This is a genomic window from Paenibacillus phyllosphaerae (genome assembly GCF_014192105.1).
In the GTDB taxonomy this organism is placed as follows: domain Bacteria; phylum Bacillota; class Bacilli; order Paenibacillales; family Paenibacillaceae; genus Paenibacillus_Z; species Paenibacillus_Z phyllosphaerae.
This window is the reverse complement of sequence record NZ_JACHXK010000004.1, coordinates 460,099-473,523: the sequence shown is the minus strand read 5'-3', so window position 1 is coordinate 473,523 and position 13,425 is coordinate 460,099. Positions and strand designations below refer to the sequence as shown.

General features: G+C 53.1%; 14 protein-coding genes. 12 read left to right on the top strand and 2 right to left on the bottom strand.

Going from position 1 to position 13,425, the window contains the following annotated elements; genetic code table 11:
* The first annotated feature begins 4 nt into the window (after positions 1–4).
* The 6 genes from FHS18_RS12380 (at position 5) to spoVM (ending at position 5,055) form a co-directional block, all read left to right on the top strand.
* Positions 5–763: a Stp1/IreP family PP2C-type Ser/Thr phosphatase gene (locus FHS18_RS12380; protein ID WP_183600342.1), complete on the top strand. Its 759-nt coding sequence runs from the start codon at positions 5–7 to the stop codon at positions 761–763.
* A gap of 5 nt (positions 764–768) precedes the next feature.
* A complete protein-coding gene (gene pknB, locus FHS18_RS12375) occupies positions 769–2,880 on the top strand; it encodes a Stk1 family PASTA domain-containing Ser/Thr kinase (RefSeq protein WP_183600408.1) in 2,112 nt (703 codons plus the stop codon).
* Positions 2,837–3,811 (top strand): ribosome small subunit-dependent GTPase A, encoded by a 975-nt coding sequence (rsgA, locus tag FHS18_RS12370; protein ID WP_183600341.1) that lies wholly within the window; start codon positions 2,837–2,839, stop codon positions 3,809–3,811. Before pknB ends, rsgA begins: the two co-directional genes overlap by 44 nt.
* A gap of 2 nt (positions 3,812–3,813) precedes the next feature.
* The gene (gene rpe, locus FHS18_RS12365; protein ID WP_183600340.1) at positions 3,814–4,458 is read left to right on the top strand and encodes a ribulose-phosphate 3-epimerase; all 645 of its coding nucleotides are present in this window, start codon (positions 3,814–3,816) and stop codon (positions 4,456–4,458) included.
* Positions 4,459–4,472: 14 nt separating this feature from the next.
* Positions 4,473–4,772: a hypothetical protein gene (locus FHS18_RS12360; RefSeq protein WP_183600339.1), complete on the top strand. Its 300-nt coding sequence runs from the start codon at positions 4,473–4,475 to the stop codon at positions 4,770–4,772.
* 202 nt (positions 4,773–4,974) lie between these two features.
* Complete coding sequence (spoVM, locus tag FHS18_RS12355) at positions 4,975–5,055, top strand: stage V sporulation protein SpoVM (RefSeq protein WP_148931365.1); 81 nt, start codon at positions 4,975–4,977, stop codon at positions 5,053–5,055.
* A gap of 153 nt (positions 5,056–5,208) precedes the next feature.
* Here spoVM and rpmB read toward each other — a convergent pair whose 3' ends face one another.
* Positions 5,209–5,397 carry a 50S ribosomal protein L28 gene (rpmB, locus tag FHS18_RS12350; protein WP_183600338.1) on the bottom strand — a complete coding sequence of 63 codons (189 nt, stop codon included), beginning with the start codon at positions 5,395–5,397 and terminating at the stop codon, positions 5,209–5,211.
* 192 nt (positions 5,398–5,589) lie between these two features.
* Here rpmB and FHS18_RS12345 point away from each other — a divergent pair, with 192 nt between their 5' ends.
* The 5 genes from FHS18_RS12345 to FHS18_RS12325 all read left to right on the top strand — a co-directional run bounded on the left by FHS18_RS12345 (position 5,590) and on the right by FHS18_RS12325 (position 11,058).
* A complete protein-coding gene (locus FHS18_RS12345; protein WP_183600337.1) occupies positions 5,590–5,949 on the top strand; it encodes an Asp23/Gls24 family envelope stress response protein in 360 nt (119 codons plus the stop codon).
* Between the two features lie 54 nt (positions 5,950–6,003).
* Complete coding sequence (locus FHS18_RS12340; protein WP_183600407.1) at positions 6,004–7,770, top strand: DAK2 domain-containing protein; 1,767 nt, start codon at positions 6,004–6,006, stop codon at positions 7,768–7,770.
* 12 nt (positions 7,771–7,782) lie between these two features.
* A complete protein-coding gene (locus FHS18_RS12335; RefSeq protein WP_183600336.1) occupies positions 7,783–8,649 on the top strand; it encodes a DegV family protein in 867 nt (288 codons plus the stop codon).
* On the top strand, positions 8,646–10,697 hold the full coding sequence (gene recG / locus FHS18_RS12330) for an ATP-dependent DNA helicase RecG (protein ID WP_183600335.1): 2,052 nt from the start codon (positions 8,646–8,648) through the stop codon (positions 10,695–10,697). Before FHS18_RS12335 ends, recG begins: the two co-directional genes overlap by 4 nt.
* Positions 10,698–10,770: 73 nt before the next feature.
* Positions 10,771–11,058 (top strand): stage VI sporulation protein F, encoded by a 288-nt coding sequence (locus FHS18_RS12325; protein WP_183600334.1) that lies wholly within the window; start codon positions 10,771–10,773, stop codon positions 11,056–11,058.
* A 121-nt stretch (positions 11,059–11,179) separates the two neighbouring features.
* Here the strand turns inward: FHS18_RS12325 and FHS18_RS12320 are convergent, their stop codons facing one another.
* Positions 11,180–11,860: an SOS response-associated peptidase gene (locus FHS18_RS12320; RefSeq protein ID WP_183600333.1), complete on the bottom strand. Its 681-nt coding sequence runs from the start codon at positions 11,858–11,860 to the stop codon at positions 11,180–11,182.
* Positions 11,861–12,054: 194 nt separating this feature from the next.
* Between FHS18_RS12320 and FHS18_RS12315 the strand changes: the two genes are divergently transcribed.
* A complete protein-coding gene (locus tag FHS18_RS12315; RefSeq protein ID WP_246427623.1) occupies positions 12,055–13,368 on the top strand; it encodes a DUF2515 family protein in 1,314 nt (437 codons plus the stop codon).
* Positions 13,369–13,425 lie beyond the last annotated feature (57 nt).

Here is a 13,425-nt window from a genome sequence, read left to right as displayed (position 1 = left end):
TTGGATGAGAATCGCGTTTCGCAGCGATGTAGGAAGAATCCGGCTTGTGAATGAAGATCGCGCATGGGCCAATGTGCAGGACAATCACTATGGAATCGCCATCGTAGCGGACGGGATGGGCGGCCATCTGGCAGGCGAGGTCGCCAGCCAGTTAGCCGTCGATACGTTCCAGGAAGTGCTGGCATCGACTAAGATCGCCGAGCTTGCGCCGGAGGAACGACATACGTTCATCCGGAAGGCGATCTTGCAGGCGAATGATGTTGTCTACGATATGGCATCACGCAATGATCAATATCATAATATGGGGACGACCGTAGTTGCTCTGTTGGCTTATCCGGATAGCGGCGTTATCGGCCATATCGGCGATAGCCGCGCGTACATATGGACAGGGGGCACTTTTACTCAGCTTACGGAGGACCATACGCTTGTCAATGAGCTGACCAAGCACGGTCAGATCAGCGCGGAGGAAGCGGCGAATCACCCGCGGCGCAACGTGCTTACGCGCGCGCTTGGCACGGATGAAGAAGTCGAAGTGGATGTCATTGATTTTGCCTGGAAGCCAGACGATGTTCTTCTGCTCTGCAGCGATGGGCTGAGTAACATGGTGACCGACGAACAAATGCAAGCCGTCATCCAAGCACAGGACATGGATATAGACAGCAAGACGGAGAAACTGCTTGAAATGGCACTGCAAGCTGGCGGCGACGACAATATTACAGTCGTGCTGCTGCATCATGCGGTTGACACGGAGCAAGAGGGGTGAGCGACATGATTGGACACGAATTAGGCGGACGCTATGAAATCATCACCCGTGTTGGCGGGGGTGGTATGGCGCTTGTCTATAAAGCCCACGACATTTTGCTGAACCGGAATGTGGCAGTCAAAATATTGCGTCAACAGTATACGCATGACGAAGAATTTATCCGCCGTTTTCGCCGGGAAGCACAATCGGCCGCCGCGCTCTCGCACCCGAACGTCGTCAGCATCTACGATGTTGGACAAGAAGGCGAGACGCAATATATTGTCATGGAATATATTGAAGGCCAGAATCTGAATGAAGTCATTCTTGAACGGGCTCCGCTGCAAGCGGACGAAGCCGTTCATATCGCCTTGCAAATTTGTGACGCGCTCGAACATGCCCATCATAATCAGATCATACATCGTGATATTAAGCCGCACAATATTTTGATTGGGAAGAATGGACGCGTCAAAGTAACGGATTTCGGTATAGCCAGAGCAGTAACATCGTCTACGATTACGCAGACAGGCTCCGTGCTGGGATCCGTACATTATTTCTCCCCCGAACATGCCAAGGGAGTCAGTACCGGCGAGAAGTCGGACCTCTATTCCCTAGGGATTGTATTGTATCAAATGCTGACCGGACAGCTTCCTTTTCTGGGCGAGAGCCCGATCAGCGTCGCGCTTAAGCACCTGCAGGAGACATTCGAGGAGCCGCGTAAGGTGAATCCGTATATCCCGCAGAGCGTGGAGAATATCATCCTGAAGGCTATGCGGAAGAACCCGGGCGACCGATATTCCTCTGCTACGGAGATGTTGCGCGATCTGGAGACCTGCCTGTCGCCGAATCGCTTGAATGAGCCGAAGATTACGTTCAGCTCGGACCATGCGGATTTCGAGGAAACGCGGGTCATGCCAGCCATTCGCGGGAATATTGCGGAGCCGAGCCTACCGCAAGCCTCTACAGGAAGAACGGAGACGGTCGCGGAATCCGTGGACAATCGTTCCGAAGCCAAAGGGACTTCCGAGCAGCCGCGCAAACGCAAGTGGATTAAACCGGTCTCGATCGTAGCCTCGACCCTTATCATCATCGGGCTTGTATTCTGGGGCGCCCAGACGGTGCTGAGCTGGTTCGAAATCGAAGAGGTGGATGTACCTTACGTTGTTGGCAAGACGGAGGAAGAGGCGGTAGCAGAGCTTGAGAAAGTCGGTCTTAAGCTGCAGGTCCCTACCGTCTATATGGAAAAGGATATCCCCGAAGGCCAAGTCTATGACCAATCGCCTTCCAACCAACGTGTGAAGGTTGGCGCGGCGGTCAAGCTGTTCGTCAGCAGCGGGCCACATATGGAGCAGCTTTCGAATTATGTGGGCAAATCCTATGCTGGGGTTAAGGAAGAGCTATTGGCTCTTGGCATTACGGAGGATCGGATCGAATCGGAGTCTACCTTTAACGATGAACTGCCAGCCGGTACGATCATCGAGCAGACGCCGGCAGCAGGGGCTGAATTTGACCCGAGAGACGCGACCTTCTCCTTCATCGTCAGCAAGGGCAAAGAAACCTTCTCCATGCCGAATTTGATCGGGATGACGGAGAAAGCGGCCATTGAGCTGCTGCAATCCAAAGGGCTGGAAGTGGACGCAGCGAATACGGTCCGCGAGCCAAGCTATGGCGAGAAGGGCAAGGTTATCGCACAGCACCCTTACTCACCGAAAGATGAGGTATCCAAAGGCTCTGTCGTGACCCTTACGGTCAGCGACGGATTGCCTGAAGACGCGCTCAGGTACACCTTTAATATCAATATTTCGCCTGCCGTAGCCGGACAAGAGAGCAAGATCAGGATCGTCTACTCCGATGCGCGCGGCGAAAAGATCGAATGGGGCCAGAAGACGATCAATGATTGGCAGAATTTCCCGATCGAAGTGATTCTGGCGCCGAATACGGAAGCGGTCGTCGAGGTTTATCGCGACAAACAGTTTGTCGATACATTCACGAAGACGTATGAAGACATAAAGAGCGGCAGTGATTCTATGCCTCAGACTGTACCCGGCATAGAAGAGCCGATCGAGGACGAGCCAGCAGCAACGAACGAAACAGGAAATGACAACGGGGGCGAAGACGCTGGAGAACAACAGCAACAGTAAGGACCTTGTAGGCCGAATCGTTAAAGCATTGAGCGGCTATTATTATGTCGTGCCGGAACAGATGGAAGCAGCTGATCAACAAGAGACTGCGGACGCGATGATCCAGTGCCGCGCAAGAGGGATATTCAAGAAGCGGGGCGAATCGCCACTAGTCGGTGATCGCGTCATCTATGTGCTCACCGAGAATGGGGAAGGGATGGTTGACGCCATCCTTCCCCGTGACTCGGAGCTGATCCGTCCGCCGGTTGCCAATATCGATTTGGCCGTGCTTGTCTTTTCGGTCACAGAGCCCGTGCTGAACCTTCAATTGTTGGACAAGTTCCTTGTTCATATTGAGCATGCTGGCCTGCCGGCTGTCCTATGCCTGAGTAAGTCCGATCTGGCCGAAGAAGGCGAGGAGACGCAAGAAGCCAAGGATATTATGGAGGCAGTCAGTCGCATCTACGAGCCGATCGGATATTCGATCTATACGACGAGCTCGCGCCAGCAACATGGCATCGAGGCGCTCAAGCATCGTCTGCAAGGCCATCTTGCCGTATTCGCAGGCCAATCGGGCGTCGGCAAGTCTTCGCTGCTTAATGCGCTCGTACCCGGGTTAGCGTTAGAGACAAGCGAAATCAGCAGCCGGCTCGGACGAGGGCGTCATACGACCCGGCATGTCGAACTCATTCAAGTCGGTGAAGGTTTCGTGGCCGATACGCCGGGTTTCAGTCAGCTGGATTTCGTAGAGCTCGGCATCGAGGAGCTGTCCAGCTGTTTCCGTGAGATGAAGGAGTTGGCGCCTCAGTGCAAGTTCAGAGGCTGCACCCATATTCATGAACCGGAATGCAAGGTGCTGGAGGCGCTCGAATCGGGTAGAATCGAGCCAAGCCGTTATGAGCATTACAAGCTGTTCGTGGCGGAGATGAAAGAGAAAAAGCGGAGGTATTAGCAATGGCAATCATCGCACCATCTATTCTGTCGGCAAACTTTGCCGCACTCGCAGCTGATATTGAAGACGTAGACCGCGCAGGAGCCGATTGGATCCACATTGATGTGATGGATGGTCGTTTCGTGCCCAATCTAACATTCGGCCCGCCGGTCATCAGCGCGGTGCGGTCTGCGACGAAGCTTACGTTTGATGTCCATCTCATGATCGAAAAGCCGGAGCTGTCCATTCCGTCTTATATTGCCGCCGGAGCGGACCGCATTACCGTTCATGCGGAAGCATGCGTGCATTTGCACCGGGTCGTACATATGATCAAGGAGGCGGGCTTGCCAGCGGGCGTAGCGCTTAATCCGGCAACGCCGCTGTCCGCGATCGAGCATGTCCTGGAGGATCTGGATCTGGTGCTGATCATGACAGTCAACCCAGGATTCGGCGGACAGAAGTTCATTACCAGTTCGCTCGAGAAGCTCCGGACGCTGCGTGCCATGCTGAAGCAAAGAGGGCTCGACCATGTCCATGTGCAGGTTGACGGAGGCATTAACGCCGAGACCGCTCCCCTGGTCGTGGAGGCGGGCGCGAACGTGCTCGTAGCCGGCAATGCTGTCTTTACCCATCAGGATCGTGCTGCGGCCATCGCGGCGCTCCGTTAAGGAGGACGAGGCTGATGGCTGTGCGATTCAAGAAAGCATTATTGCTGCTGCTCTTTAGTATGGGCAGCGGCGTCTTGCTTGCGGCCTATTCGCTGTTGCCCGCGCCGGCGAATTTACTGTTTTCTTTCGCAGCGGTCATTATCGGCATCTTTTTCTTCCGCAAGTTCTCTGCAGTTCGGGACAGGATTCTGTTCTTTGTCTTCGCGCTCTTGTTTTTCTTCCTAACGATTGTCGTGATTACAACCGTACAATACGTCAAAGAGAACCCGATCGAGGCCACTGAGGCGAGATTGGCTATACAAAAGGATATGTGAGCAGGGAGTGCTGCCGTTGGCATAGGACGGTTCGCCCCCGCATAGGATGGTTACATGAACGAAGGTTCTTGTAGCCTTTTTGTTTGCCAGCAAAGAGGCTGGTAGGAACGTTACTCGCATCGTGAGTCACAATGCGAATCGAAGTGCGTATGATAAATGGTCGTTAAGCGGCAATGCCGAGCATGCTTAGGAGGGGTGGAGGATGAAGTTTTATACGATCAAGCTGCCGAAATTTCTGGGTGGGGTTGTGAAAGCGATTTTGAACACATTTCAGAAAAGCTGAGGTTGATCCCCCAAAAAGCGTTCGTGGCGCGGGCCATAGCAACTTGGAGTATTTACGAAAACCGTCCGCGTCTGTCGCGGTCTGTTTTTGATTGAGGGCAAGAAAAAAAGCACCTGAGTAAATCAGGTGCTTTTGTCCATGGCAACGAAGTTACTACACGCGAGTAACTTTGCCGGATTTCAGTGCACGTGCGCTGACATAAACGCGCTTAGGCTTGCCGTCAACCAGAATGCGAACCTTCTGTACGTTTACGCCCCAAGAACGTTTGTTTTTGTTGTTAGCGTGGGAAACATGGTTACCAGTGCTAGGGCTTTTGCCCGTGATGTAACATTTGCGAGACATGGATTACACCTCCTTGAAAACATACAAACATACTTTAAGATAATAACACAAGATGCTCGTCCAATCAAGATGCGATAAACATACGAATTCGGATGAAAATCGGCGATTTTCGACGAACAGACTTCTATATCGCCATTATTTATAGTACAATGTTGTTTAGTCCATAATACATAGCAAAAGGAGTGGATTTCCATGCCTCTGCAGCTTAATTCGGAACAGGGAACCATCTTTATTACTGACCATGTCATCGCAGTTCTAGCCGGCTCAGCGGCGCTGGAATGTTATGGACTCGTAGGAATGGCTTCTCGCAAGCAGCTGAAGGACGGAATTACGGAACTTCTCGGTCGCGACAATCTGTCACGCGGTGTAGAGGTACGTCGAGAGAACGAACGCTTGCTTATAGACTTGTACATCATCGTGAGTTATGGTACAAAAATATCCGAAGTAGCGCATAATATCCAAACAAAGGTGAAATATGTGCTCAATGACGTCGTAGGCTTGCAAGTCGATGATGTCAATATTCTTGTACAAGGCGTACGGGTATCTCGGTAGGAAGGGGAATCAACGTTGAGTAAACGTTATATAAACGGAACGGATTTTGCAAGCATGGTTAACATGGGAGCTGAACGCTTGCATCGGAACGTTGAGCAAGTGAACGCATTGAATGTGTTTCCTGTTCCAGATGGCGATACAGGCACGAACATGAATTTGACCATGACTTCGGGGGTACAAGAGCTTCGAAGTAAACCTTCGCTAGCGGTGGGCAAAGTTGCGGAAGCGCTTTCCAAGGGCTTGCTGATGGGCGCCCGGGGTAATTCCGGCGTTATTTTGTCGCAGCTGTTCCGAGGCTTCTCGCGCAGCCTTGCGGGCCAGGAGGAGATTAACTCCGTTCAGCTGGCAGCAGCATTCCAGCATGGCGTAGACGCGGCATACAAGGCGGTCGTTAAGCCGGTCGAAGGTACGATCCTGACCGTTGCGAAGGAAGCAGCCAAGCATGCGGTAACGATTGCACGCCGGACGCCGGATATTGTGGAGTTCATGAGCGAAGTTCATGACAAGGCGAACGAAGCGCTCCAGCGCACGCCAGACCTTCTGCCCGTCTTGAAACAGGTAGGCGTGGTCGATTCAGGCGGACAAGGTCTTGTCTTCATATACGAAGGCTTCGTTCAAGCCCTTAACGGCCAGCAGGAGGAATCGTCCTGGCTGACTGCCGAATCGGCTTTCCCGGAATTCACGAGCGGTAACGGTGCGGTTAAAAGCGCCGTGGCGCCTCAACCTTCGCTTCAGAAGACGAGCGCGCAATCGCAGCTGTCCACCGAAGCGATCGAATTCTTGTACGATATGGAGTTTTTCATCAACCGCAAGCTTGGCGGGGGGAATGTAGTTCCGTTCGATGAGGCGGCGTTCAAGCGCAACCTGGCGAAGGACGGCGACTCGATCCTGGTCATTGCCGATGATGATATCATTAAAGTCCATGTGCACTCCCGCAGACCAGGCGATGTGTTCAATTATGCGCTGCCATATGGTGAACTGACGGATATGCACATTCTGAATATGCGCGATCAGCATAGAGACTTGCTGCATGAAGAAACACCTGCACAGACAGTTTCGGTCTACAATGCAAATCCGGCAGAGGTTGAACTTGGCAAGGTCGTACCTGAAGTGCTTACCGGTGCGCCGGTCGATTCATTGTCCGCGGCATCCGCACATGAATGGGCTCCGTTCGGCATCGTCGGTGTCGCAATGGGTGAAGGCATCAAGAACATCTTCCTCGATAACAATGTCGATGTGGTTCTCTCCGGCGGACAGACAATGAATCCGAGCACGGAAGATTTCATGAAGGCGATCGAATCGCTGGCTGCGGAGCATATCTACTTGCTGCCGAACAACGGGAACATTATTCTCGCTGCCCAGCAAGCCGCGGAGCTAAGCGAACGCAGCGTCACCGTCATCCCGACGAAGACGATTCCGCAGGGACTGGCGGCCGTGCTTGCATTCCGTGACGAAGAAAGCGCTACTGACAATACGGAAGCGATGACGCAAGCCGCGAAACAGGTACGCTCCGGACAAGTTACGCATGCTGTACGTGACACTTCGATCGACGGCATCGACATTCGCGAAGGTGATTTCATCGGTATCCTCGAGAAATCGATTGTTACTTCGGCGCCAGCCTTGAGTGAGGCATGCAAAGAGCTCGTTGCTCGTATGATGGATGAAGACGGAGAACTCGTCACCATCCTTACAGGTGAACAAGCAGAACTGGCAGAGACCGAAGCATTGTCGGATTGGATCAGAACGGAATACCCAGATGCAGAGCTGGAAGTGCATGTCGGCGGTCAACCGCTGTATCCGTATCTATTTGCTGTAGAATAGAGGTGGCTTTTAGTGAGTACGGTACGCATCGTAACAGATAGTACATCCGATATCCCGGCCGAACTGCGTGAGCAGTTAGGCATCGAGATGATTCCGCTTCAAGTCATCTTTGGCAGCGAGACATTCTTGGACAATGTGACGCTGACGCCTGAGCAATTCTATGAGAAATTGCAGAGCGCAACTGTGATGCCTACGACCTCACAGCCTTCGCCCATTCAATTCATGGAAGCGTATGAACGTATTTTGAATGAGCAGCCCGGTGCGTCGATTATCTCGATGCATTTGTCTGCCAAATTCAGCGGTACGTATCAATCCGCAACGATCGGTGCCTCCATGCTGGAGCGTGACGCGGATATCAGCGTCTACGATTCGAAGTCTGCTTCCTATGGAATCGGCATGCTGGTCGTTAGAGCGGCTCAGCTGGCGCAACAAGGCAAATCGAAAGCGGAAATTCTCGAAGATATCGAACAGATGAATGAAGACAAGAAGCTGTACTTCCTTGTCGACACATTGGAATATTTGCAAAAAGGCGGCCGGATCGGCAGAGCCTCTGCTCTAATCGGATCTATCCTAAATATTAAACCGATCATGACCATCGACAGTGAAGGTTATGTCAATGTTAAAGATAAAGTCCGCGGCCAGAAGAAGGCGGTTGCCCGAATTCTGGAGCTGATGGAACGCGATTTCGGCAAAGATCCGGTTGATCTGACGATCGCTTGGACGAACGTGAAAGATCTGGCGATCGAGCTCGGTGAATTGACGAAGACGAACCTCAATGTACGTTCTGTTCATCACACATGGATAGGGCCTGTAATCGGGGCGCATGTGGGACCGGGGGCGGCGGCTTTATTCATTAATCGTGTGCGAGGTTCCATATGATCAAGCTGGAAGACATCAGTGTCCAGCAAATCAAAGGCGTGAGTGCTCAGAAGGAACAAGAGCTTCACGCCTTTGGCGTCCATTCCGTGGCGGATTTGCTGGACTATTTTCCTTATCGGTATGAGGATTATCGGATTCGCGGGTTAGAAGAAGCGAAAGACGGCGAGAAAGTAACGATCCAAGGGAAGATCATGAGCGATGGCTTGCTGCAGCGCTATGGCAAAGGCAAATCGCGCTTAACGTGCCGGGTCGCTGTCGAAGGGCTGCTAGTGACGGCCGTATGGTTCAACCGCCACTTCTTGAAAGAGCAGTTGACATCCGGCCGCGAGATCGTGCTTACAGGCAAGTGGGAGCAAAGAAGACTGCAGATCACCGTCTCCGAATCGGAATTCCCGGACCGAGGCACTATGCGCAGCGGCTCCGTTCAGCCTGTCTATTCCGTCGGCGGAAGCATCACGCAGGCTTGGATGCGCAAGACGCTTGCGCAGGCGCTCGCGCAGTACGGCTCCATGCTCGAAGAGATATTGCCGGTTCATCTAGTGGATAAGCACCAGCTCATGACGCGCAAGGAGGCCGTGGAGCTTATCCACAACCCGGGCGATGCGGAAGCTGGCCAAACGGCTCGCAGAAGACTGGTCTATGAAGAACTCTTCCTGTTCCAGCTGAAGCTGCAAGCGTACCGCGCGTTGACGCGAGACAGGGTGCAAGGGGTTGCGCATGTCGTCAGTGCAGAATCCATCCGTCAATTCGTGAAAACCTTACCCTTCGAGTTAACGGATTCCCAGAAGAAAGTCGTTAACGAAATCTTGATCGACATGCGCAGTCCAGGCTGCATGAATAGGCTGCTGCAAGGCGATGTAGGCTCTGGCAAGACTGTTGTTGCCGCTATTGCGCTGTTCGCTACGGTGCAGGCTGGGCATCAAGGGGCGCTTATGGTACCAACGGAAATTCTCGCTGATCAGCACTATCGCTCCTTGCAGAAGATGTTCGGCGCGGTCGGCATCGAGGTGGGTCTGCTGACAGGAAGCATGACTGAGCGCCGCAAACGAGACGTCCTGGCAGGCCTTCAGATGGGGCTCATTCAAGTTGTTGTCGGCACACATGCGATTATTCAGGATGGCGTTCATTTTAATAGTCTGGGCCTTGTCGTGACGGACGAGCAGCATCGCTTCGGCGTGAATCAACGAAGCATTCTGCGCCGCAAGGGGATAAATCCGGACGTACTCACGATGACGGCTACGCCGATCCCGCGGACGCTCGCGATCACGGCCTTCGGCGATATGGATGTGTCCACGCTTCGGGAACGGCCTAAAGGGCGCAAGCCGATCCAGAGCTACTGGGTGAAGCACAGCATGTTGGACCGCGTGCTTGGCTTTATTAGGCGCGAAGCCGATCTGGGAAGACAAGCCTATTTTATCTGCCCGCTCATCGAAGAGTCGGAGAAGCTCGATGTGCAGAATGCGATTGATCTTCATGTGCAGCTTCAACAAGCTTTCCCTGACATGGCCATAGGTCTCCTGCATGGACGGTTATCGACGGCTGAGAAGGATGAAGCCATGGCGGCTTTCAGCCGGAATGAGACGCAAGTGCTGGTAGCCACGACGGTCGTCGAGGTCGGCGTCGATGTCCCGAATGCGACGTTAATGATTATTATGGATGCGGAACGATTCGGGCTCTCGCAGCTCCATCAGCTGCGCGGCCGCGTCGGGCGCGGCGAGCATCAGTCCTACTGCGTGCTGATTGCCGATCCGAAGTCCGAAGTAGGGCGCGAACGAATGAAGGTCATGACGGTGACGGATGACGGCTTCGAGGTGGCCAGACGCGACCTGGACATCCGGGGACCCGGCGACTTCTTCGGCACGAAGCAGAGCGGGGTGCCTGATTTTAAGCTGGCCGACATGGCGGTCGATTTCGCGATCCTTGAAGAAGCGCGTGAAGATGCGGCCGATTTGACGAGACAGGAAGACTTCTGGACGAATCCGATCTACAGCAGACTGCGCGACCTGTTGAAGCGAGACCAGCTTTTTCAGGGGGATTTGTTGGACTAGATATGTTCATCTAAGCAGCGGCATATAGTAAAAACGAATGGCGTCAAATCCGCCAGACGGAGGTGCTAGCTGCATGAGCTATACGAAGTATGGGATACGGCCAGAATTTGTTGAGCGTGTGAAGGTCAAGATGAAGAATCCGGTCGTGAAAGAGCGGATCAAGCAAGTCGTGAACGGTCTGACGAAATACGACCTTCAGGATCGAACTCGCGTACGCCGGCTCGTCAGGCAAGCGTCGAGCGTGCTGAACGAACCGTTGACCGAGGTGCAAGAGGAACAAATTATTGCGTTCGTGATCGGACAGAAAATCGATCCGAATAATACGCTTCACTTGCTGAAGCTGTGGGCGATGTTCCGTTAAACTGTCGGTGCGGGTCAGAGCCGATGGTATGGCATTTTACATGATCATGATTACCTTCTCCGTTGTTCAACCAAGACGAAAGCCCCTCATTCGTGTAAACGAATAGGGGCTTTCCATCGTATTATGGCGCGACTGCAAGCGGCTCGATCAAGCTCGAGTCGTCATTGCGCACATTGCCGACCGCGCTGTTGACCGGATAGGCTTCCAGTTCCTCCGCTGGATAAGGAACGAAGAGATCCCGAAGCTGGTTCGCTTGCTGGATGTCGCGATCGAGCCATAGACTTTCCTGCTCAGGGCGGAGAATGACCGGCATACGATCATGAATTGGTGCCATCAATTCGTTAGGCGATGTAGTGAGTATCGTACACGTGCTAAGCCTCGTTCCGTCAGGGGAGAGCCATGTATCATAGAGACCGGCCATGCTGAAAATATTCCGGGTCTGAAGCACAATGCGCATCGGCTGCTTGCTGCTTCCCGTCACCTGCCATTCGTAGAAACCGTCAGCAGGGATAATGCACCGTTTACGCTGAATCAGCTGCTTGAAAGCAGGCTTCTCATGGACGGTTTCCGAACGGGCATTTAACATTTTGTTGCCGATTTTCGGATCATCCGCCCAAGAGGGGACAAGCCCCCATTTGAGTTCCCCTAACCGATTCCGTTCACCATCGTTAATGATAGCCAACACCTGTTGGCCCGGAGCGACATTATATTTAGGACTGTGAAAAGGAATGGCGGCCTCGCCAATCCAGTAACGCAGCATTAATTCTTCCAGTGAGACAGTTATCGTAAAACGTCCACACATATCGCACCTCACGGCTCCTTTTGCACATCTCTATTGGCTATTATACGCTATACGAATCTTCTTCTACAGTGGTAAAGATTGCGCCTTCAGCGCGCAATATTTGGAGCCGTCCCGAATGGGAGGAGGGCTAACGGAACCATTCGTTGACTATACTAATAATAGGCAGGGAATGAAGGAGCGAGTGGAACGTGAGCATGAATCGGGTGCGACAATCAGGAAGGGATCGGTTGCTGGAAGGCATGCTGCGTCTGTTGAAGATGCCGATAGCGCTGTGGACGGTACTCGTGGCAAAATGGCATGCCAAACAGGCCTCGACCGATATGGCAGCGCATGCGAGGCCGCCACGCTTGCGTGAAGGCTCTCTGAAGCCGTTGAAGGCTGCTTGGCAGTCGATCGCGGAGCGAAGAGAGAATCAAGGATCAGAAACCGAACCCGCTCGCGAGGCAGCGCAGTTCAGCGCCTGGGAGCTTGCTTTAATAGAGCGGATCAAACAAGAGACACGCGTGGCGAATCGCAATAATGTGACCCGCACGGAAGCGTACCGTACCCTATATTTGCGCCGGCCGGAGCTGCATTGGGCACTGCTAGCGCATATGGTATCGCGCAACGGCGGTTATAACATGACTGACTTGAAAGGCGAACTGCTCCCACGGCTGCTCGGGGAGCCGGAACGGGAGAAGATCTTCCAACTACTGGAGCATGCCAATTCGTTTATATTCGGCGATGCTTACCCGCAGCTGCTCTTATTTGATATCGCTTGCAAGGAAGGACGAGAGTTAACCCATCTGCTGCCTGCATTTGGCGTAAGTCGATTTATGGGGCCAGCGTGGGCGCATTACTGGCAGCGGCGGGATCAGGTGGCCTTGACCGTCGCCTTAATCGTCAATGAGCAGCATTATATCGAGCAGCGGATCGTGCAGCATCCTTACTATCGAAGTCAGGTGCTCGACACGCCTGCGTTCCTGATGCAAGCCCCGCTGCAGTTGAATGCGGTTGTCATGCCCTATGGACCACTGACGGACGGGAAGATGCAATTGGCGGGTCTGATTCTGGAGAATTTCAGCAGCATCCATGAGCGCATTGAATTCGGCAAGCGGTTATATGCTTTGATTTTCGGCATTCCAACGCTCCATAAAGGCGTCCATCAGTTTATGAAGGCCGTCCGGCATACCGGCTCTCGAACGGATTTTGCCCCGCATCTATTCACGATGCGTAAGCCGGAAGCTTCTCCTCGTAGATATAAGCAGAAGTTGGAAGGATGCAGAATTATACGGGGGCGTACGCCATTCTATAGCCCTGAACTTGGCGCTGCATGGGCTGATCGGAAGCTAGAGGCGCCTGAGCTTGGGGAGTGGTATGAGGGTTTTCATCAAGTGGAGGTTTACTTCAAGGAATTACCGCTGCCCGACGTGTTCGAGATGACGGAGGCGTATTGTCTCGAGCTTAATAAAATCGAAGCAGCGGTCCAAGCGGCCGAGCGGCTCGATCTTATTTTGCAAAAAGGATAAAGCAACGCAATAAAACCCAAGGCCAGCCGGCCTTGGGTTTTATCCATTATGCTCCGC

Coding starts and splice junctions, on each gene's coding strand:
- pknB (WP_183600408.1), top strand. CDS start 769: ATGATTGGACACGAATTAGGCGGACGCTATGAAATCATCACCCGTGTT.
- FHS18_RS12360 (WP_183600339.1), top strand. CDS start 4,473: ATGGCTGTGCGATTCAAGAAAGCATTATTGCTGCTGCTCTTTAGTATG.
- FHS18_RS12345 (WP_183600337.1), top strand. CDS start 5,590: ATGCCTCTGCAGCTTAATTCGGAACAGGGAACCATCTTTATTACTGAC.
- spoVM (WP_148931365.1), top strand. CDS start 4,975: ATGAAGTTTTATACGATCAAGCTGCCGAAATTTCTGGGTGGGGTTGTG.
- rpe (WP_183600340.1), top strand. CDS start 3,814: ATGGCAATCATCGCACCATCTATTCTGTCGGCAAACTTTGCCGCACTC.
- FHS18_RS12340 (WP_183600407.1), top strand. CDS start 6,004: ATGGTTAACATGGGAGCTGAACGCTTGCATCGGAACGTTGAGCAAGTG.
- FHS18_RS12325 (WP_183600334.1), top strand. CDS start 10,771: ATGAGCTATACGAAGTATGGGATACGGCCAGAATTTGTTGAGCGTGTG.
- FHS18_RS12380 (WP_183600342.1), top strand. CDS start 5: ATGAGAATCGCGTTTCGCAGCGATGTAGGAAGAATCCGGCTTGTGAAT.
- FHS18_RS12315 (WP_246427623.1), top strand. CDS start 12,055: ATGAATCGGGTGCGACAATCAGGAAGGGATCGGTTGCTGGAAGGCATG.
- FHS18_RS12320 (WP_183600333.1), bottom strand. CDS start 11,860: ATGTGTGGACGTTTTACGATAACTGTCTCACTGGAAGAATTAATGCTG.
- rpmB (WP_183600338.1), bottom strand. CDS start 5,397: ATGTCTCGCAAATGTTACATCACGGGCAAAAGCCCTAGCACTGGTAAC.
- recG (WP_183600335.1), top strand. CDS start 8,646: ATGATCAAGCTGGAAGACATCAGTGTCCAGCAAATCAAAGGCGTGAGT.
- rsgA (WP_183600341.1), top strand. CDS start 2,837: ATGACAACGGGGGCGAAGACGCTGGAGAACAACAGCAACAGTAAGGAC.